The organism is Psychrobacter sp. JCM 18900, assembly GCF_904846625.1.
In the GTDB taxonomy this organism is placed as follows: domain Bacteria; phylum Pseudomonadota; class Gammaproteobacteria; order Pseudomonadales; family Moraxellaceae; genus Psychrobacter.
Genome location: NZ_CAJHBL010000001.1, coordinates 54,149 through 74,639 on the forward strand (window position 1 = coordinate 54,149; position 20,491 = coordinate 74,639).

15 protein-coding genes are annotated in these 20,491 nt (G+C 43.6%); 9 read left to right on the plus strand and 6 right to left on the minus strand.

What is annotated here, in order from left to right; all coding sequences use genetic code 11:
* Positions 1-32 precede the first annotated feature (32 nt).
* Positions 33-2,213: a TonB-dependent siderophore receptor gene (locus JMX96_RS00235; protein ID WP_201566517.1), complete on the plus strand. Its 2,181-nt coding sequence runs from the start codon at positions 33-35 to the stop codon at positions 2,211-2,213.
* Positions 2,214-2,279: 66 nt separating this feature from the next.
* On the plus strand, positions 2,280-3,026 hold the full coding sequence (locus JMX96_RS00240; RefSeq protein ID WP_201566519.1) for a siderophore-interacting protein: 747 nt from the start codon (positions 2,280-2,282) through the stop codon (positions 3,024-3,026).
* A 68-nt stretch (positions 3,027-3,094) separates the two neighbouring features.
* On the opposite strand, the gene JMX96_RS00245 is transcribed toward JMX96_RS00240, so the two are convergent.
* The 4 genes from JMX96_RS00245 to hppD all read right to left on the minus strand — a co-directional run bounded on the left by JMX96_RS00245 (position 3,095) and on the right by hppD (position 7,262).
* Positions 3,095-4,498 (minus strand): Na+/H+ antiporter NhaC family protein, encoded by a 1,404-nt coding sequence (locus JMX96_RS00245; RefSeq protein WP_201566520.1) that lies wholly within the window; start codon positions 4,496-4,498, stop codon positions 3,095-3,097.
* A gap of 103 nt (positions 4,499-4,601) precedes the next feature.
* Positions 4,602-4,943: a 4a-hydroxytetrahydrobiopterin dehydratase gene (locus JMX96_RS00250; RefSeq protein ID WP_201566521.1), complete on the minus strand. Its 342-nt coding sequence runs from the start codon at positions 4,941-4,943 to the stop codon at positions 4,602-4,604.
* Positions 4,944-5,081: 138 nt separating this feature from the next.
* Positions 5,082-6,029: a phenylalanine 4-monooxygenase gene (phhA, locus tag JMX96_RS00255; RefSeq protein WP_201566522.1), complete on the minus strand. Its 948-nt coding sequence runs from the start codon at positions 6,027-6,029 to the stop codon at positions 5,082-5,084.
* 132 nt (positions 6,030-6,161) lie between these two features.
* Complete coding sequence (gene hppD, locus JMX96_RS00260; RefSeq protein WP_057759888.1) at positions 6,162-7,262, minus strand: 4-hydroxyphenylpyruvate dioxygenase; 1,101 nt, start codon at positions 7,260-7,262, stop codon at positions 6,162-6,164.
* Positions 7,263-7,440: 178 nt separating this feature from the next.
* Between hppD and JMX96_RS00265 the strand changes: the two genes are divergently transcribed.
* From JMX96_RS00265 to JMX96_RS00285, 5 genes are all read left to right on the plus strand, one after another.
* On the plus strand, positions 7,441-8,388 hold the full coding sequence (locus JMX96_RS00265) for a LysR family transcriptional regulator (RefSeq protein ID WP_201566523.1): 948 nt from the start codon (positions 7,441-7,443) through the stop codon (positions 8,386-8,388).
* Positions 8,389-8,545: 157 nt separating this feature from the next.
* Complete coding sequence (locus tag JMX96_RS00270; protein WP_114701101.1) at positions 8,546-9,742, plus strand: aromatic amino acid transaminase; 1,197 nt, start codon at positions 8,546-8,548, stop codon at positions 9,740-9,742.
* A 310-nt stretch (positions 9,743-10,052) separates the two neighbouring features.
* On the plus strand, positions 10,053-11,354 hold the full coding sequence (gene fahA, locus JMX96_RS00275; RefSeq protein WP_201566524.1) for a fumarylacetoacetase: 1,302 nt from the start codon (positions 10,053-10,055) through the stop codon (positions 11,352-11,354).
* Positions 11,355-11,500: 146 nt separating this feature from the next.
* The gene (locus tag JMX96_RS00280) at positions 11,501-12,076 is read left to right on the plus strand and encodes a VOC family protein (RefSeq protein WP_201566525.1); all 576 of its coding nucleotides are present in this window, start codon (positions 11,501-11,503) and stop codon (positions 12,074-12,076) included.
* A 137-nt stretch (positions 12,077-12,213) separates the two neighbouring features.
* Entirely contained in the window at positions 12,214-13,266 is a 1,053-nt protein-coding gene (locus JMX96_RS00285) for a TRAP transporter substrate-binding protein (RefSeq protein WP_201567208.1), read from the plus strand.
* Positions 13,267-13,311: 45 nt separating this feature from the next.
* On the opposite strand, the gene JMX96_RS00290 is transcribed toward JMX96_RS00285, so the two are convergent.
* On the minus strand, positions 13,312-14,169 hold the full coding sequence (locus JMX96_RS00290; RefSeq protein WP_201566526.1) for an IclR family transcriptional regulator: 858 nt from the start codon (positions 14,167-14,169) through the stop codon (positions 13,312-13,314).
* 172 nt (positions 14,170-14,341) lie between these two features.
* Here JMX96_RS00290 and maiA point away from each other — a divergent pair, with 172 nt between their 5' ends.
* Both maiA and JMX96_RS00300 read left to right on the plus strand, forming a co-directional pair.
* Positions 14,342-14,992: a maleylacetoacetate isomerase gene (maiA, locus tag JMX96_RS00295; RefSeq protein WP_201567210.1), complete on the plus strand. Its 651-nt coding sequence runs from the start codon at positions 14,342-14,344 to the stop codon at positions 14,990-14,992.
* A gap of 349 nt (positions 14,993-15,341) precedes the next feature.
* Positions 15,342-16,520 carry a hypothetical protein gene (locus JMX96_RS00300; RefSeq protein ID WP_201566528.1) on the plus strand — a complete coding sequence of 393 codons (1,179 nt, stop codon included), beginning with the start codon at positions 15,342-15,344 and terminating at the stop codon, positions 16,518-16,520.
* 171 nt (positions 16,521-16,691) lie between these two features.
* On the opposite strand, the gene JMX96_RS00305 is transcribed toward JMX96_RS00300, so the two are convergent.
* On the minus strand, positions 16,692-20,384 hold the full coding sequence (locus JMX96_RS00305) for a YadA-like family protein (protein WP_201566530.1): 3,693 nt from the start codon (positions 20,382-20,384) through the stop codon (positions 16,692-16,694).
* Positions 20,385-20,491: the final 107 nt, after the last annotated feature.

Genomic DNA, 20,491 nt, shown 5'->3' on the forward strand with positions numbered 1-20,491 from the left:
TATTTAATTATTTTAGTCCAAGAGGAAATCTGATGCGGTCTCATCTAACCACTAACGTCATTCGCAAAAAATATCTCACCACAGCAGTACAAATTGGCCTGATCATGGGTATGAGTCACGCCGCTTACGCTGTAGAGACGACAAACAATACTGAAAACGATGAGGCTGCTACACCATCAGCCACCTTAGATGCTATTACTGTCTACTCAGATGGCTATCGTAGTACTGGCACCAAAACTGCATTGGACCCAAACGACGCGCCAATGAGTTATACCAGAATCGATCAAGACCTGTTGCAAAAGCGTCAGGCAGATAGTATCAATGCTGCTCTACGATATGAGCCTGGTGTCAGCGCTGAGAGCCGCGGTACGGTATCTATCTTTGATGAGTACAATATTCGTGGGTTTAAGACCTATTCCAATTTTTATGATGGTCTAAGATTGCCTTATGATGGTGTATATAACCTGATGCCCCAAGTAGATATCTATGCAACTGAAGCGGTCGAGGTGGTGAAAGGTTCGGCATCTTCGTTGTATGGCTATGCATCACCCGGCGGTATGGTCAATCAAATAGCCAAAACACCTAAAAGCACTCAAGAAAACGAAGTCCAGCTACGACTCGGCAATCAAAACCTAAAAGAAGTGGCTATCGATAGCACTGGCCCAATCACCGACACCTTGGATTATCGGTTTGTGGCGCTAAAACGCCAAAAAGATGGCCAAATGCAAACTACGGAAGAAGAGCGTCTATTGATAAATCCATCGCTTAAATGGCAAGCGACTGATGATGTCTCGGTACTTGCTAATCTGTTTTATCAAGACGATCCCGACATGATACCCTCTACCCCATTACCTGCTGTCGGTACTGTCTATAATGCCAGCTATGGCAAATTGGGTAGCGATGCTTATGCAGGTGATGAATGGAATAAATTTAGCAAAGAAGTATTCATGCCAAGCATCACCGTAAACTGGGACATCAATGATAAGTTAACGTTTAAACATATCACGCGCTATACCGATGCCGAAGCGCAGCAGCGCAATATGTATAACAATGAAGGATTTGTAGAGGGTAGTGACACGATTCTAGACCGTATAGCTTACACAACAGATGAAAGCATGAAAAACTGGACCACAGACAACCAACTGGCCTATAAGTTTGATACCGCCAATACCTCACATAACCTACTGTTTGGTGTTGAGTATCAAGAGACAGACAGTACCGCAACTTATTATGACGCTGGCGCAGATGGCACACCAAATCTTGACTTATCGAATCCAAATTTTTCACAAATCAGCACCGATACTCTACCATTAGATACCTTTAGTCGATACGATGATATCGAACAAAGCCAGCTTGGACTCTATGTGCAAGATGAAATGACGTGGCAAGACTGGACAGTGGTGGCAGGCTTACGACATGACAAATTCAAAAGTATCCTTGATCGAACCGATACATCGAAAGGTGTAATCCCTAGCGAAAAAATGATCGACAATGACGCGTCAGAAACCAGTGGACGTCTTGCTGCTATTTATAACTTTGATAATGGTCTATCACCGTTTTTGAGCTACTCACAGTCGTTTCAACCAGTTGTTGGTAGCAACTTCATTACTGATGAACCATTTGAACCGACCACTGCCGATCAATTAGAAGCTGGTATCAAATATCTGTCTCCAGACCGTGCGACTAAAGGAACGTTTGCGGTATTTGATATTGCCCAAAAAAATGTCGTTGTGTCAGATTACGTCAAATATACAGATCAAACACAAACTGGTGAAATTGAGTCAAAAGGCTTTGAGATATCAGGTAGCCGTATGCTCAACGATTGGGTAGATCTCTCGGCAAGCTATAGCTACACCGATGCTGAGATCACAGAAGAAGAAATTAATCCTGAAGTGGTCGGCAACACCCCTGCCCAAACTGCTAAACACAAAGCCACGCTATGGGCAGACTACTATGCTACGGACAAACTCACTCTAAATGCTGGCATTCGCTATGAAGATGGTATGCAGATTGATAAACAAAACTCAGATGAACTGCCAAGTGTGACCTTGGTTGATATTGGTGGCAGCTATCAGATAAACCCTATGCTGGCTGTGGGTGCTAGTATCAACAATCTATTTGATAAGACCTATGTTGGTGCTTGTTACGACATCAATAACTGCTGGATGGGACCTGAACGTCAAATGTCAGTCAGCCTAAAAGCCAATTTTTAATCAAATTTACAAGCAGCGGGTTGGTTCTATTAGTAAGCCAACCCGTTGTTAGAAGGAAAGCACAATATGGCAAAACCTACTCCAAGAGTACTAGAAGTTATTGGCACTAGATACATTACGCCAAATATGTGCCGTGTCACGCTTGGCGGTGCTGGCATGGTTGATTTTCCTATCGATCAAGAAAGTGCTTATATCAAACTGATATTCCCTCAAGATGCAGATAGCCGCCCACTGATGCGTACTTATACGGTGAGCCTGCAACGTGAAGACGCAATAGAGGTTGATTTTGCTTTACATGAGACGGAAGGACCTGCATCGGCATGGGCACGAAATGCGCAAGTCGGGGATCAAATTTTAATAGGTGGTCCAGGGCCAAAAAAACTCATCAACAATGAAGCAGATTGGTTTTTATTGGTCGGTGATATGACCGCGCTACCAGCAATTACGGTCAACTTAGCCCAGTTGCCTACTGATGCTCATGGTTACGCAGTACTTGAGGTGACGACTGAGGCAGATCGTCAGACGCTCAAAAAACCAGAGAACGTCGAGATACATTGGGTGATTAATGCGCATCCAAATGCAGACGATAGCCCCTTACTGAACTGTGTTAAATCATTGAATTGGCTTGATGGTCAACCTGCTGTATGGGCAGCGTGTGAGTTCCATAGTATGCGTGCACTGCGCCAGTACTTCAAAGTTGAGCGCGCGATACCAAAGACGCATTTATATGTTTCTAGCTACTGGAAAGTCGATAGCACAGAGGATCAGCATAAAATCGTCAAAAGTCAGGATGCGCAAACGGAAGATCAGTAATTACGTATTTCGAAACAAAACAGGAGGGGTTAAGATTAGCCCCTCCTGTTTTTATCAATCATTATCAATCACGCTTCGACCACCTTCCCCTCTTTTACTCGACTAATCGTCAGCCCCGTAAACCCGAATAGCAGCGTCAGTAGCAATGACAAATAACAGAAGAACGCATAAGGCAAGTAGTCCAATACTGGTACCCCTAACGCCTGACTTATAAATACCCCGCACACACTCCAAGGAACCAATGGATTAATCACCGTCCCCGCATCCTCAATCGTCCGCGACAAATTCTTAGGATGTAGATGTAGACGCTCAAACGTCGACCGAAATGCCGTACCTGATAATAGAATACTCAAATACTGCTCACCGATTAATACATTGATGCTTAGTGCCGACATCGCTGCCGCAAATATCGCTCGTCCTGATGTCGTCAATGTGTCCTTAATACCAGATAGCAGTGCTGGCAGAATCCCTAGTGCCGTTAACAGACCACCTAAGCTTAATGCTAATATCACAATCGCCTGAGTAAAGAACATACTCTGTACACCGCCACGCGACAACATACCACCTACTTCACCCAGCTCTAATGACTCAGCAGGGGCATAGCCTGCAAACAGATAACCGCCCAATTGACCAAAGCTTGGTGAGCTATGGATATAAGTAATGATCAGTGCCGCGGCAATCGTACAGATAATTGTATAAATTGCATTGACCCGAAACAGTGCCAATCCGACTAATATCACAAATGGCAGTACCGAATACCCATGTACTAAACCACTGTCTATTAACTGTCCTTGCAATATGGTCACTTGACTCAGATCAGCGCTAGTCGTCTGTCCTGAGAACATCCAAAACAAGATAGCCGTCAGTATCCATGCAGGCACGGTTGTATACGTCATATTGCGAATATGCTCAAACAGATCGATACCCACTACAGAGGAAGCAATAGTACAGGTATCAGATAAGGGCGACATCTTATCGCCAAAGAACGCACCTGATACCACTGCCCCCGCTGCTATCGCCACATTGGCATCAAAGGCATTACTCATACCAATAAAGGCTACGCCCAAAGTCGCTGCAGTCGTTAGACTACTACCCAAAGCTATACCGATAATAGAGGTCAAGATAAAGGCAGAGATATAGTAATACTCAGGTGAGATCAGCTGAAAGCCTACATACATGAGTGTAGGAATCGCTCCTGACATCATCAAAGCCGCAACCATCAGTCCAATAAAGAAGAACAAATAGATGGCACCAATACCACGCATGACACCTGATGCCATTTGCGCTTGCATGTCATCAAAGCTGAGTCCTTTATACATACCGATAGCCAGTAGCACACAGATAGCCAAGATAAGAGACAGATGAGGCACCCAGCCAAAGCCGATCATGGTGATGCCCATGATACCGATAACGATGGCGGATATGATAAAGGCGAGCTTGGCACTGATTAATGTGAGGGGTTTTGGTGGCATGACACATCCTTAAAATGCCAGTAAATACTGGCACTAAATTGGGTTTGATTTTAATTTTAATGGTAGAAATATGGTTAAAGTGATTTGCTAGTGAAGCAACCTATTACTTATCGATTAAGTCATCGGTCTTAGCTGCCATGACAAAATCATTGCGATGCAAACCCTTGATACTATGCGACCACCAAGTGACCGTAGCCTTACCCCACTCTACCAATATCCCCGGATGATGCCCTTCTGCTTCAGCGATGTCTGCCAGTTGATTGGCAAATGCCATTGCTGAGACGAAGTTTTTAAATTTATACTGACGCTGCAACTGCTGAATACCATCCACTTCAATTAATGACCAATCAGGAATTTGCGGTAATAATTCTTTTGCTTCGGTTTCATCAACTTTCGGTGCGCCAATGCGACAAGCTTCGCAGCTGTTTTGTGATAGTGCTGTCATAATAAAATCCTTTTAAGTTGTTTGTTTTTAATAGCTGTTTTTTTAATACTCGTACATCCATGTTGAAATAGCTTTTCTGCTATCTCAATATTCCGTGCTAAAGTGATGGTTTTCACGTTTAATTTTGAATTAACGTTTCTAACGGGTTTTTTCTGGATAGGTCGGCTCAAATAGTCCAAGCGACATAGCTTTTTTGACCACACCCATAATGTCACTATTGACGATATCAAATAAGGTATCTAATTCATCAATGACATAGTAGATCGGCTGTATCTGATCAATACGATAAGGCGTACGCAACACATCAAGCAAATCAAACGCTCGATGTTCAGGTTGCGGTTTAGGCTGATGCTGTGTTGTATATTGAAGGTTTGATTGCTCTTGTGCTGTATGATCAAGTGCATAAACCGTTTCAGAAGGCGAACTCAATATACCGCCGCCATAGATTCTACGATTTTCTACGCGACTGCCAACCAAGCCAAACTCGATGGTAAACCAATACAGTCGTGCTAAAAACCAGCGCTCCTCTTTCGTCGCGCTAAGACCAAGCTTGCCATACGTCTCATTAAAGGCTGCAAACGCAGGATGGGTCAATAGCGGACAATGCCCAACGATTTCATGAAAAATATCAGGCTCTTCAATATAGTCCATATCATCGAATCGACGAATAAACGTCGCCACAGGAAAGGACTTATTGGCCAGTAATTTGAAGAATTTTCCAAAGCTGATTAATGCCGGCACAGCAGCAGTCTGCCAACCTGTCGTCGTTTGCAATACCTCATCGATATCATGCAACTGCGGGATATGTGTCGTCGGTAAATTTAACTTAGTCAAACCCTCTAGATATGCAGTACACGCACGATTGGGCGTTTGTTCCGCTTGACGTGCCAGCAGCGCTTGCCACATCGCATGCTCATCATCACTATAGTGAATATGACCATGACTATCTGGCTGATGCGAGATATACGGCTGTTTTTTATTTGTTGCGTTAGAATAACTGGACGCATCGTTGCCTTGCTTATTAGTAGCAACGCTATTGGTACCGATGGCAGTATTAAGAGAATCTATCTGTGATAGGCGTTCCATGCCTGTATTCCTTTTATCGCAATGAGAGCATTACCTTTTCTGTCGTGCTTGTAGGTAATACTCCTATTAAGGACAACACAAACTCCTTTTGTCTTGTCCGTTGATTAAACGTGGTCTAAGCGTTAGATAATATTATAGGGTTTCAGTCTCTGGTTGTCCGACTGTACCGCGACGTACTTGGTCGCGCTCTATCGATTCAAACAACGCTTTAAAGTTACCTTCACCAAAGCCATCGGCGTAATCGCCTTTACGCTGAATGAACTCAAAGAATACTGGGCTACCCAAAATGGTTTCAGAGAAAATCTGTAGCAACAGACGCGGTGCACCGCCTTCTGTTGTACCATCTAACAAGATACCGCGTGTTTGTAAGTCAGCGACATTTTCACCATGGTTCGGTAAGCGCTCGCTCAGCATTTCATAGTAAGCAGCATTTGGAGCGGTCATAAGCGGAATACCAGCCGCTTTTAGCTTATCGATACTGGCAAACAAATCATCACTGGCTAGCGCAATATGCTGAATACCCTCACCATTGAAATGCATTAGGTACTCTTCGATTTGACCACCACCCTGTTTGGCTTCTTCATTCAGTGGAATACGGATTTTGCCATCAGGTGCGGTCATGGCTTTACTGGTTAGTCCTGTGTACTCACCTTTGATATCAAAGTAACGAATCTCGCGGAAATTAAAGATACGCTCATAGAATTTTGCCCAGTACGCCATGCGTCCACGATAGACGTTGTGCGTTAGATGGTCGATAACTTTGAAGCCATAGCCGACAGGGTTTCTGTCGATATCTGCAAAGAATTCAAAGTCGACATCATAGATAGATTCGCCATCTTTATAACGGTCAATCAAATAGATTAATGAGCCGCCAATGCCTTTAATAGCAGGCAACCTAAGCTCCATCACCCCAGTTGGCACATCTACTGGCTGCGCGCCCATTTCTACCGCACGCTCGTATGCTTTTTTGGCATCTTTTACCCGAAAGCCCATACTACAAGCACCAGCGCCATGCTCTTCAACGAAGTAACTGGCTTGACTTTTTGGCTCGCGATTTAGGATAAGGTTGATATCGCCTTGGCGGTATAGCGCAACGTCTTTTGAACGGTGATTGGCGACATGGGCAAAACCAAGCTGCTTAAACAATGCGTCGACTGCATCAGGTTGCGGAGAAGCAAACTCGACAAAATCAAATCCATTTAGTCCCATTGGGTTGTCAAATAAATCTGCCATTGTAATTATCCTTAATTTCAATTGGTAATAGAAAATCGATGAGTAGTAAAAGTCGATTAATAGTAAAAGTCTATAAAACGATTAATAATCAATCTTTATTGTTGACGTTGTATTTATATTAGATTAGCTTTATTTATAAGACTAATTGTTTTTTATGATTTATTTATCAGGTTTACTTATGAATATCAGCATTCGCCAATTGACCGCATTTATCAAAGTCGCTGACAACGGCAGTTTCACTCGTGCCAGTGAACAGATGTATCTAACTCAATCTGCCGTCAGTGGATTGATTAAAGAGCTAGAGACTGGTCTCGGTATCGTGCTGTTTGATCGAACCACTCGCCAGTTGTCTCTGTCAGCAGTAGGACGGCATCTACTACCACAAGCGCGGCGTATCTTGAATGAGATGCAGCTATTTGAAAATGAAGCGAGTAGCTTGACCAGCTTGGCACAAGGTCAGGTGCGCTTGGCTGTATCACAGTTCGCGGCGTCTTCCCTACCTGCCGTCATCGCTCAATTTGCCAAAGAATATCCAAATATCGGCGTCTCACTATTGGACTGCTCAGCCGAAAATTTACTTAAGCATATTCAAGATATCGAAGTCGATTTAGGCGTTGGTACCGAGCTTGGTTTTATAGAAACTGAAGATGATATCGGGGCTGATCTGTTGTATCAGCTACCATTTTGCGTGGTTATGCCAGACAATCATGCGCTGGCACAAAGAGACGAAATTACTTGGCAAGATTTATTAGAAACGCCGCTGATTACCTTACAAGGCCCGTTCCTTGAGCAAGTAACCGCAGAGCTCGACGACTCTATCTCCGCTCATGTGCAACAAGCCCGCTACAAGGTAAACTTTATGTCTACCGCGCTTGAGATGACACGTCAAGGCTTTGGTATCACGCTGTGTCTGCCCTATATGCCTGAAGTTATTGATTGGGTCAGCGCCAATGGTCTGCTGATGCGACCACTCACTCAACCAGTCAAAATGCGGCAATTTTTTATCTATCAACGTGCTTCACGGGCGTTGTCTCCAGCGACAATTGCTTTTAAGCAGTTCTTGCAAACCTATTTTACGACCCATTATAACGACCTACATCACTCTGACTCATCGTCTAGCGAATGACGTATAGCATGTCAAATGCGCTTGATAGATGGATAAACAATCTATTTGGCTATTTATTTTATTAATTGCCTCATATAACCCACTCTCGTGTTGAGTTCAGCCGCGATTTGCTCTATGATTTTCGGCTGCTCGATTTATATTTTTATAAGGAAATGGCATGTTTGAACGTATCGATTATTACGCTGGTGATCCAATCTTAGGTCTTATGGAAAAATACTCAGCAGATAGCAATCCTAACAAGGTCAATTTAGGCATTGGTATTTATTATGATGAGAATGGCGTATTGCCTGTACTCGACTGTGTAAAAACAGCCGAAGAGCGTATTGCTGATCCTATCGCCCCGCGTCCATACCTACCAATGGCAGGTCTACCAGGCCACCGTAAAGGCTGTCAGGAATTACTATTTGGTAAAGACGCTCAGATTTTAAAAGACGGCTTGGTCGCTACTATCGCTACAATCGGTGGTTCTGGCGCTTTGAAAGTTGGTGCTGAATTTATTCATGACTGGTTCCCACAAGCTAAGTGCTATGTGAGCGATCCAACATGGGGCAACCATATTGCTATCTTTGAAGGCTCTGATGTAGAAGTCGGTAAATACCCGTACTACGACAAAGCCAACAGCAGCATCAAATTTGATGAAATGATTGCGTTTTTTGAAACATTAAACAAAAACGACGTCATCTTACTACACCCATGCTGTCATAACCCAACCGGTATGGATTTGACCCAAGCGCAATGGGATACTGTACTCAATGTCGTGAAGGCGCGTGAGCTAATTCCATTCATGGACATCGCTTATCAAGGGTTTGGCGAAGACATGGACAGCGACGCTTACGCTATCCGTAAAGCGGTTGAGATGGGCTTGCCATTGTTTGTTAGCAACTCATTCTCTAAAAACTTATCGCTATATGGCGAGCGCGTCGGCGGCCTATCAGTCGTCTGCCCAACCGTAGACGAAACCGATCGCGTATTCGGTCAGCTAAACGCAACCGTACGCCGTATCTACTCAAGCCCGCCATCACATGGTGGACGCGTGGTCGATATCGTCATGAACGATGAAGCCCTACATGAGCAGTGGGTTGGCGAAGTTTATGCCATGCGCGACCGTATCAAAGCCATGCGCCTAAAGCTAAAGTCAGTGTTAGAAGCCAAAATCCCTAACCGTAACTTTGATTACATCACCCGTCAAAACGGTATGTTTAGCTTTACTGGCTTGACGCCTGAGCAAGTCGAACGCCTACAGACCGAGTTTGGTATCTATATGGTTTCTAACTCACGTATGTGTGTGGCTGGTCTAAATACCAGCAACATCGACTATGTAGCCAATGCCATGGCAGACGTCTTAAAAGATTAATTAGTCCAAGTTACTTAACATATTACTCAATATGTAACTTTATAAAAAATAAACATAGATAAGAAAGGCTGAGCGATTGCTTGGCCTTTTTTTGTGCCTAGCATTTAATCAAAATTATTTCGTCAAAATTATTTTATTAAAATCATCTAGTCAGAACCGTTTAGCTAAAACACCAACAACAACTTTTAAGGCAGCCTTTTAACAAAAGACATTGCACAAAAAACTTGCAATCCATATATCAATAAATTACATTATACGTAAGTAATTAATTATAACGTAATTCGTAATTTATATTAGCAAGGAGCAAACTATGTCAACGACTGACAGCACCCTCACCTCTTTTATCGATATCGCTACTGACTCTGACTTTTCTATTCACAATCTTCCTTATGGCATCTTTAGCGAAACTAAAGACGCTGCTGATGATAACAAGCACCGTGCAGGCGTTGCCATCGGTGAGCATGTACTGGATCTATCTGTACTCGAAGCCGAAGGATTATTAAGTTTAGACGGTGGTCCGTATTTTGACCAATCCACTCTAAATGCTTTTATTGATTCTGGTCGAGACAATTGGACGCAGGCACGCACAACCATTCAGACACTGCTATCTAATGACAATGATACGTTACGTGACAATGCAGACTTACAGAACAAAGCCCTGTTCAAGCAAGCAGACGTCACCATGCATCTGCCAGTGCAAGTACCGGGCTTTACCGATTTTTACTCGTCTAAAGAGCACGCGACCAACGTCGGTACCATGTTCCGCGATCCAAACAACGCCCTATTGCCTAACTGGACTGAAATGCCAGTTGGTTATAACGGACGCGCCAGCACTGTCATCGTTAGCGGGACGGATATCGTACGCCCATCAGGCCAGCTAAAACCCAACCCTGATGACCGTCCTATTTTTTCTGCCTGTAAGCGTTTGGATTTTGAGCTAGAGACTGCATTTGTCGTCGGCAAAGGCAATCATATTGGTCAGCCAATCGCCGTAGATAATGCCGCTGATCATATCTTTGGCATGGTGTTGCTCAATGATTGGTCAGCACGAGATATCCAAAAATGGGAATACGTGCCATTAGGTCCATTTAATGCCAAAACTTTTGCCTCTGAGATTTCTCCTTGGATTGTCACTATGGATGCATTGGCTCCGTTTAAAACAGCTTGCCCAACTCAAGAACCCAAGCCGCTTGCATATTTAAATGAAAAATCGAGCGACAACAGCTTTGATATCAATCTATCGGTTGAGTTACTGCCTGAAAATGCGGAAACAGCGACCGTCATTTGCGAGACCAATTTTAAATACATGTACTGGTCAATGGCACAGCAGCTTACCCACCACACCATCACTGGTTGCAAAGTTGAAGTCGGTGACATGATGGGCTCAGGGACGATTTCAGGGCCAACGCCTGACTCTTATGGCTCAATGCTAGAGATTGCTTGGAACGCTACCAAACCAGTCACGCTTGAAGGCGGTGAGACGCGCAGCTTTATCGAAGATGGTGACACGGTCATCATGAAAGGCTATAGCGAAAAAGACGGCATCCGTGTTGGCTTTGGTGAAGTACGCGGCAAAGTATTACCAGCATTGAGCTTTGATTTTGATAAATAGTATTTAAGAAATAACATAGATAGAGAAATAGCAAAATAGGTGTGAAAATTCTCATGCAGGCTGATAGGAAGACAAACGCATTCACCTACTCATCGTTACGTGAATAAAGCCAAATGAGTGACGCGCCTTATCAAAAGGACATTGATATGAGCTTTCAAATTGAGAAAATTCATCATGTGGCTTACCGCTGCAAAGATGCAAAAGAAACTGTCGAATGGTATAAAAAAAATCTAAACATGGATTTTATCTTGGCATTCGCAGAAGACCATGTGCCTTCGACCAAAGCCTTTGACCCCTATATGCACATCTTTTTGGACGCTGGTAATGGAAATGTCTTAGCATTTTTCGAAGTACCCAACCAACCTGAGATGGGCTTTGATCCTAATACCCCAAGCTGGGTGCAGCATTTAGCGCTAAAGGTTAAGGACCGTGACGAGCTAATCGTTGCCAAAGAACATTTAGAAAATGCAGGCATCGATGTTATTGGCGTGACCAATCACGGCATCTTTCACTCGATTTACTTCTTTGATCCCAATGGTCATCGTCTAGAGCTGACCTATGACGATCCGACCTCAGAAGATAAAGTCTCGATGATTACAGATGCCATCAAGCAAGACATGTTAGATGAATGGTCTCGTACCAAGCGTGCTCCTGCACATACACAGTTTTTGCATAGTGATGAGTTGGCTGAAGCACGCGAAGTTGCTCCTGTCGGCGAGTAACTCTCCTGTAATCCTGTTTGCTACGTTTTTACATGATTAGTTAATCATCGCTTTAATTATAAAGTAGCTAATTGACGACCTACTCTAGGTAGCAATAAATAGCGAACCCTATCTAACCATCATGAAAGGATTCTATGATGAAAATAAGAACCCCGCTAGGAATACTTCTAGCTGCCACGATGGCAGTGACTGGCTGCTCCAATAACGACCAAGCAGCAGGTGCGTCTACAGATGCAGGTGAAGTGACGACATTGCGATTCTCGCATTTTATGACTGCTACTGACAATATAAATACCGAAGCGTTAGAGCCATGGGCAAAGAAAATTGAAACGGATTCAAACGGCCGCTTAAAGGTTGAGATCTACCCTTCTGCGACGCTTAGCAAACCAGGTGCTACCTATGACGCTACGGCGAAAGGTAGTGTGGATATTGGTATGCAAGCGCAAGGATATACAGCAGGACGATTTCCTTTGACTCAAATTGTAGAGCTGCCAGGTATCACAAATACCGCACAGCAGCAGAGCTGTATACTTCATAAGCTATATGATGACGGTGTTCTTAAAGATGAGTATAAAGACACTCACTTGCTCGCTTTGATAGGGACTGGACAAGGCGCGCTTCATACGGTTGATAAACCGATTCGCACGCCAGCTGATATGAAAGGTCTGCGTATTCGCCAACCTTCTGCGGTTGCTAGCCACATTATCGAGGCCACTGGTGCTGCACCTGTCGGCATGCCTGCCAGTGATACTTATACCTCTCTGCAGCGCGGTGTCATTGATGGGCTCAGCTTTACTTGGCAACCCATTCAAGCGTTTCGCCTTGATGAGCTGATCAATACGCACACTAATATTCCTTTTTATAATTCCACCTTTGTGATTAGCATGAACAAAGAGAAATACAACAGTTTGCCTGATGACCTTAAAAAAGTGATTGATGATAATTCTGGCGCAGAGCTGGCAGCGCATATCTCTAAAGTATTTGACGTCAGCAATGCCAAAGCAATGGCCGCTGCCAAAGAAAAAGGCGATATTATGATTGATATCCCTGATCCACTTAATGATCCAGATTGGAGAGGCCCATTAATGGAGGGCTCTCAGCATTACCTAGATGAAGTAAATGCAACTGGCCTAGACGCTGACAACGTATACGAAAAAGCAAAAGCGGCCAGTAGCGCCTGTGTGGTTTAGAGGATGAATTGAAGACACGCCCTAGCTTATAGCACTACATACTGGCTAGGCAATTTGATAACGCTGTGCTATCGCCAGTATTTGCTTAACCACGTTATGTTGCTCGCTCATCGGTAACTGCTCTGTTGTTCCAATGATAGTGATGGCATATTCTAGCGGTAAATCTTCACTATCAGTTTTTTCACTACTCGTGGATGGTTTAGTAGCACTATTGGCAAGCTGTGGCAATATAACAGGAATCGTAATGGCGTTAATCCCCATAAGCATATCGCCCGTCACTGTCGCATAGCCTTGAGTACGAATTTTGGCCTGTAGCTGGGTAAAGTGCTGCCACTTCTCGGCCATATCTGCGGCGGTATTACTCGTATGCCATTCAGCTGTGACCAATGGCTGAATGACGGCATCAGGTTGATAACTGGCAAATAACTGCCCTGTGGCCGATGTCGTCAGCGGCATACGTGAGCCGATGCGAGTGATGATGCTAATCGGACTGTCTGGCTCAACGGACTGAATAATAATAGGGCCTTCACTAAACCATTTGGCAATTTGTACACCGCAATTTAAAGTGTCTTTGATTTCAGTAGCCACTTGCGTGAGACGTGCCAAAAGATTGTTTTGGTTGAGTCCAGTATGTCCTAGTGATGCCAGTGCATTGACTCTATCGCCAAGACCATAGCGACCATCATCGAGCTTACGAGCGTAGTTTTTGCGGATGAGACTGACCAAGTAACGATGGGATTTTGCTGGATGCATTTGCATGGCTTCAGCGATATCCTTTAGCATCATAGGCTCATTGCGGTCGATCAGCACATCTAGAATCGACAACCCAATCTCAAGCGACTGGACGCCACTTTGGTTTTTACTGGTGATAGAGCTGTCTACAAGGGTTTTGTCTGCTGGCATGATTTGCTCGATTCTGGTGTGCTTGGTTATTTTTTAATTTTGCTTGTTAATGATTTGTTCAATAAGGGTTTGTTCAATAATAGCTTGCTTGATCAAATATCACTGAGATACAGCCCCTACTTCATAATATTTATCTTTATAAAAACACATCAATATAAGGACATGAATCATGATGACACTTTATGGCTACTTTCGTAGTAGCACGTCTTACCGTACTCGTATCGCTATGAACCTAAAAGGCTTAGATTACGATGATATCACGATCAATCTGGCTCAGGATGAACAGTTAGAGTCTGCCTTTAAAGCTATTAACCCGCAAGGATTAGTACCTGTCCTACAAGCTGACGATTTATTATTATATCAAAGTCCAGCTATCTTGGAGTGGTTAGAAGAGGTCTACCCTGAGCACGCACTATTACCTAAAGATGCTGCTGGGCGTATGCAGGTACGCGCGCTGAGTGCCATGATTGGTTGCGACATCCATCCAATTAATAATCGCCGCATTTTGCAGTACCTGCGTAATGAGCTGTCAGTAAACGAGGAAGATGTGATTGCATGGTGCAATCGCTGGATCAGTGAAGGTTTTGCCGCTTTAGAGACACGTTTGGCGGCGGATAACAATCGCGGACAGTTCTGCTATGGGGACAGTCCTACTCTCGCAGATTGTTATTTGATTCCGCAAGTCTCTTCTGCTCGCCGCTTCAAAGTAGATTTGAGCGCTTATCCCAATATCGTCGCCATTGATACTCATTGCCGTACACTAAAGGCATTTGCAGATGCGGATCCTATGATGCAACCTGATGCGCCGAAACGTGATGCCTAATTTAAGACAGTTTTTATAGGATACCTATCTTTATAGAATATTTATCTTCTCGGCCAAATATTAAGTGGCTTAGAATTAACACTTAATATTTGGTCGAGCTTTATTCTTCGCTATTCTTTACCCCTACCTATTTTTACAGCTTGATTTCTAGCTTAATTGCTGAATTTAGCCTCATTGACTATTATTTATTCATTTTTTACAATATAATTTTTAATATATTCATATTAACGGTTGTATGGTGGGCAGCTGTTGGTTATTCTTTATATAAGCATTTGTCATCGCTCAAATTTGTACTTTATCAACTATAGAAAAAAGTACTGTCTTATTCATCACAATAAGGTTGAACAATATGGATGATATATCCTCAGCAGAGATAACCACCCTACCATCCGATGCAGCAAACAAGATTTATGCATCAGCAATCATGTTCAGAGATGAAACAGAAAGCGCTAGAAAAATTGCGCCCGTAGTGGTCAATAAACTTTCAGAATTTGCATTATTTAGAATGGGGCTGCCTAAATCGTTAGGAGGATGGGCAGGAAACCCAATAGAAACGCTAAAAACTTATGAGACGTTGGCCAGTGCTGAGGCCTCCGTTGCTTGGATCGTTTGGAACAACCATTTGGCCTGTACATTCGGTCGATTTTTGGACGAGTCCAGTATGAAAGAAGTATATAGCGACCCCTCTCATATTTATGCCAATTCCGCACGGCCTGAAGGTGTGGCCCAAACAGTAGATAATGGCTACATGGTATCAGGACAGTGGACACTCGTCTCTGGATGCCAATTGGCTGACTGGTTTGTGCTCCGTTGTCTCGTTATCTCCGAAGGCTCTCCTACAACCCTTGGCCCAGGTGCAAATTTAAAGCTATTTTTTATTCCTAAAAAAGATGTAAAAATCATTGATACGTGGGATGTGGGCGGCCTAAATGGCACAGGTAGTCACGATATAGTTGTCAAAGACGCTTTTGTCAAAGAGGCTTATGCAGTTGACTTTGATAGTCCTGTAGCTATCGATACGGCCTACAGTCGTCTGCCTATTGGTTGTATCAATGCTGCTGGCTGTGCGGCGATGGCGCTAGGCGTATTAAAAGCCGCCATGGATGACTTGGTTGATATGTGTCTTGAAAGGGTAACATCTGGTAAGAGTCCAGATTTACGCGACCGTGCAACGGTACAGGCTACCATTGCTAAGAGCAAAACAATACTGGCATCAAAACGCGACCAACTGCATCATAGTGTCGAGGTACTATGGGAAGAGGCACAGCAGCAGAACACCTTTACTGATATACAGCTTGCCGATGTGTGGGCAGCGTCTTGTGAAGGCGCAAGAGAAGCTCGTGACATGGTATCTGAAATTTACGCAGTCGCAGGCACAGCCTCCCTATATAAAAAGCATAAGATAGAAAGGGCGCATAGAGATATTCATGCGATTTTGCAGCATGGCATCATTCAACCTCACTGGATGAATCAAGCAGGTATGGCCTATGTTGGACTGACACCGAATGGCGCAATGTTCAGAATATAACAGCACCTTAATTATAAATAATAAGCGCTTGTAAGATACAACCTACAAGCGCTTATTTTGATTTATCGGTAGCTTTATTACTTAATTATTCATCTTTAAGCCGTAAAAAAGCAAGACATCCAATGTCTTGCTTTTTTATAGTCTACCAATAACTATAGTTGAAAGGTTTTGTTAGTCAAAATGGAAACCTGCACCCACTGCGCCGCCTACGTTTCCTTGAGTATCTGCCGAACCATTTACCTTAATGACCCAGCGACCGTCGTTAGATAATTTAGAGAAACCAATTGCTACAGCACTTTCTCCGTTATAGGTACCGACACCGCCACCAATCAGTGACTTACCTGCGATATAAGCCTGAGGCATTGCCGACATTGCCATCGCGGCTGAAATACCTGCGTTTGCATCGTCTTCTACTTCGTCGATTTTGTAGCCAAGATCGCTCATATTATTATTGAGTCGACTATCAAGTGCACTAAGCTGACTATAGTTGACGGCGTCTGTCGCTTCGACACCATCGGCGACACCGACCATACGTTGGTTACCAGCGAATAGACCTTGGGAAGTCATACTCGGCCCATCTTGCATACTAATGCCGCTACTACTGATAACCGTAGTGCCAACCTTGACACTATTGACACTGATTTCATCATTCAGATCAAACTTGATACTACTACCCTCTGCAGTAGTGGTGATGTTATTACCACCTGTGAAGCTTAAGACACTATCATCGCCAATTGGTTTGTTGATATTGGCTCCACTATCTGCACCGAAGTTAAGTCCTGCATCGAGCCTATCCGTGTTGGTCTTGATGTTAGTGGTATTGGTCATAATATTGCTAGTGTTATTAGCAATATTAGTCACATTGGTTGCGATAGCTGTAGTATTAATTTGTACGTTTTCGTTAATTTCGATCGTGCCTTGTCTGATAGAAGCAATCGCACCATCAATATTACCTTGACCTGTTCCACCAATATCACTATTGGTGAAAGTACCACTCTCAGCATTGTAAACAGTGTCACCACCGATGATGCTACTGATACCAGTGCCTTGTACGTAAAGCTGACCACCGTTTATGGCGTCCTGACTTGTCGCCGAAACTTCCCCATCTTGAACGTTGGTAATTTTAGTATCAGCGGCATCAATACCACTTTTCGTGATGCTTGGGCCATCTACAATGGTTAGTCCATTCTCACTAACTGTGGTATCACCAATTTTAATACTTCCACTAACGCCAAGATCTAGGTTGTTATTAAGCTCAAATGAGATATCATTGCTAGTTGCTGCCTTAGAAACAGTGATGTTGCCGTTTTTACTATTGAAGTCAACCTTGTCACCAGGCTCGACAGTGCTTTCGGTTTCACTGTCACCTTGCGCACTGATATCCCAACCTCTATTAGCATTTTCAGCACTTTCTTTAACTGCTTTTAACTGGCCATAGTTTACAGCTTCATCATCCAATGTACCATCTGCAACACCTGTAATTGTCTTGCCACCATTGTTGAGACCACCGCTACTTAAGCCTACAGTGCTGTTACTAAAACTGACGCCACTAGTATTGATTACGGTAGCTCCCGCTCTTAGGCCAGTGGATGAAATAATAACGTCATTACCAAAGCTTGCACTATTAAGACCCGTTAAATTTTTAGCCAATTTAACAGTTAGAGCATTAGTATTATTATCAGCAATAACACCAATATTATCATCAGATAAATCAGTGAGGATAGTATGACCACCGGAGATTTTCAAGACTTCACCAGATTTACGAGTAATCACAGAGGTGGTATCAGTATTGTCACCGATGAAATCTAAACCTCGGCTCACTGCAGTATTGGTTTCTTCCAGCTGACCATAGTTGACCGCGTCAAATTCGGTTGACCCTGCTTTAACATTAGTAATTTTCTTACTACCAGCATCGATACCATGACTTCTCGTAATACTTGGACCACCGATAATTGTTAAACCATCCATGGTTAGAGCAGTACTAGGAATACCTAGTGGACCATTTACTATAATACCTGCACCAGTAACTGCTGTACTGCCTAGCCAATTACCTGTCAAGACACCTAGGCTATTAACAGTTGTTACAGGACCTAAACTATAAGGAATACTGCTACTACTTCCCATTTTGACACTTCCATTAGTGCCAAGGTCTACGTTCTCAGCTAACTTTACAGTTAGTGTGTTAGTACTAGCATCAGACTCTACTCCAATGTTGCCTGTAGTTAAAGCAGCAGTGGCTATTGCACCACCTTTAATATTAAGTGTCTCACCAAGCTTACGCTCTACAGGAGCTCCTCTATCACTTGCAAAGGTAATCTTGCTTTCTGATAAATTTTCAATAGATTGGTTAGTAGCGTGTAGCTGACTACCATTAATAGCATCAGTACTGTTTTTATTGACTGCTCCACCAGCAACATGCTTAATTTGGCGCTCAGCTCCTACAGTACCCACGGAGACCTGCGCACCTTCTCTTAACGTACCGCTATCGTCTTTGACATTACCCGCAATGTTATATAGCACTCCACCTATCATGATGGTTGTCTCAGAGGTAGCATTTGTTTCAGTCGTGGAGCCGGCACCTAGAGAGACAGAACCATCCTTACTTGCTGATGCCCCAATACCGAATGCGGAAGCAGCAATACCTGCCGTGCTGGACTGTATACCAATAGCGGTAGACAAATCTCCTGTAGATAGCGCCTTTGAACCAATAGCTATGGAGGCTGCACCTGCAGCTTCAGTATTTCTAGCGTACTGTGTTGGTTCAACAAGATCACGACCAGTGTAAGATCTAAACACCGTATTGACACTACCACTGTTTTGACCAACATTAGCTGTTCCATCTATGTTTGCCTCGGATGCAGCATTCAAATCGTCACCACCGATAGCAATAGAAGAGCTACCTTTTGAGACAACATTTGCACCAATAGCGATGGATTGTTCTCCTGATGCAGTCGTGTGCTGACCACTCTCGCCACTACCAATGGCTATCGTTTGGCTACCAGATGCACTGGCATTGCCACCCATAGCCATCGCATTGTAGCCTGTTGCACCATCATTGTTTTCGTTACTTAATACCCCTGTGACGCTGCTATTTACACTGTAGTATTTGGTTTTGTTAGCCGCAACCGTACTGGCTAAGCTATGAAGTTGCGAGCCATTAACTGCATCTTTGCTCCCTGCCATAACAGCACCATTGGCTACATTAGTGATTTTATTATTGCCAACATTAATGCCAGTTGATGAAATCACAACGCCATTATTAAAAGTAACACTATCAAGACCGGTTAGGTTTTTCGCCAGTTTGACGATTAAGGTGTTACTCATATCATCTGCAACAACACCGATGTTGTTGTTCGATAATGCTGTGGTTGCACCACCTTTGACGTTGAGTTTCTCACCATGATTACGTGTAATAACACCACCTGTATCGCCAGCGAATCTTAGACCAGGCAAATGATTGTTTCCGTTGTTTCCGTTGTTTCCGTTGTTTCCGTTGTTCCCGTTGTTCCCGTTGTTCCCGTTGTGACCATAACCATTGCCGTTTCCATGGGTATCGTGTCCAACTCCGTTGCCATTCCCATGGTTACTATGACCATTACTCATGGTCTGATGGTTGGTATAATAAGTGTTATTAGAGTAGTTAAGATCTGCATTTGCCTGCATGCCAAAGCCAGCAGCTAGTAGCCCAAGCGCTATAGTGCTCAGACGTAACGTACGGATAACGGATAGGTTAGACGTTGTGTTGATGGTAGCGTTAGAGTTAACACTCGATTTGGAAGATTTGCCACGTCCCTTCGCGTATTCACCAACGGCGGTAAAACAATTTAAGGCTTCATTCCAGATGACTTTATAGATGCGGTTCATGATGCGTACTCCCTTACAGACTTGTCAGATTTAAAAAATCAGAGATAAGATCCATGTCAGAGAGACGATGTGACAAAATAAAACGGGTTATAAGCTTATAATAACGA

Coding starts and splice junctions, on each gene's coding strand:
- JMX96_RS00235 (WP_201566517.1), top strand. CDS start 33: ATGCGGTCTCATCTAACCACTAACGTCATTCGCAAAAAATATCTCACC.
- JMX96_RS00240 (WP_201566519.1), top strand. CDS start 2,280: ATGGCAAAACCTACTCCAAGAGTACTAGAAGTTATTGGCACTAGATAC.
- JMX96_RS00245 (WP_201566520.1), bottom strand. CDS start 4,498: ATGCCACCAAAACCCCTCACATTAATCAGTGCCAAGCTCGCCTTTATC.
- JMX96_RS00250 (WP_201566521.1), bottom strand. CDS start 4,943: ATGACAGCACTATCACAAAACAGCTGCGAAGCTTGTCGCATTGGCGCA.
- phhA (WP_201566522.1), bottom strand. CDS start 6,029: ATGGAACGCCTATCACAGATAGATTCTCTTAATACTGCCATCGGTACC.
- hppD (WP_057759888.1), bottom strand. CDS start 7,262: ATGGCAGATTTATTTGACAACCCAATGGGACTAAATGGATTTGATTTT.
- JMX96_RS00265 (WP_201566523.1), top strand. CDS start 7,441: ATGAATATCAGCATTCGCCAATTGACCGCATTTATCAAAGTCGCTGAC.
- JMX96_RS00270 (WP_114701101.1), top strand. CDS start 8,546: ATGTTTGAACGTATCGATTATTACGCTGGTGATCCAATCTTAGGTCTT.
- fahA (WP_201566524.1), top strand. CDS start 10,053: ATGTCAACGACTGACAGCACCCTCACCTCTTTTATCGATATCGCTACT.
- JMX96_RS00280 (WP_201566525.1), top strand. CDS start 11,501: ATGAGCTTTCAAATTGAGAAAATTCATCATGTGGCTTACCGCTGCAAA.
- JMX96_RS00285 (WP_201567208.1), top strand. CDS start 12,214: ATGAAAATAAGAACCCCGCTAGGAATACTTCTAGCTGCCACGATGGCA.
- JMX96_RS00290 (WP_201566526.1), bottom strand. CDS start 14,169: ATGCCAGCAGACAAAACCCTTGTAGACAGCTCTATCACCAGTAAAAAC.
- maiA (WP_201567210.1), top strand. CDS start 14,342: ATGACACTTTATGGCTACTTTCGTAGTAGCACGTCTTACCGTACTCGT.
- JMX96_RS00300 (WP_201566528.1), top strand. CDS start 15,342: ATGGATGATATATCCTCAGCAGAGATAACCACCCTACCATCCGATGCA.
- JMX96_RS00305 (WP_201566530.1), bottom strand. CDS start 20,384: ATGAACCGCATCTATAAAGTCATCTGGAATGAAGCCTTAAATTGTTTT.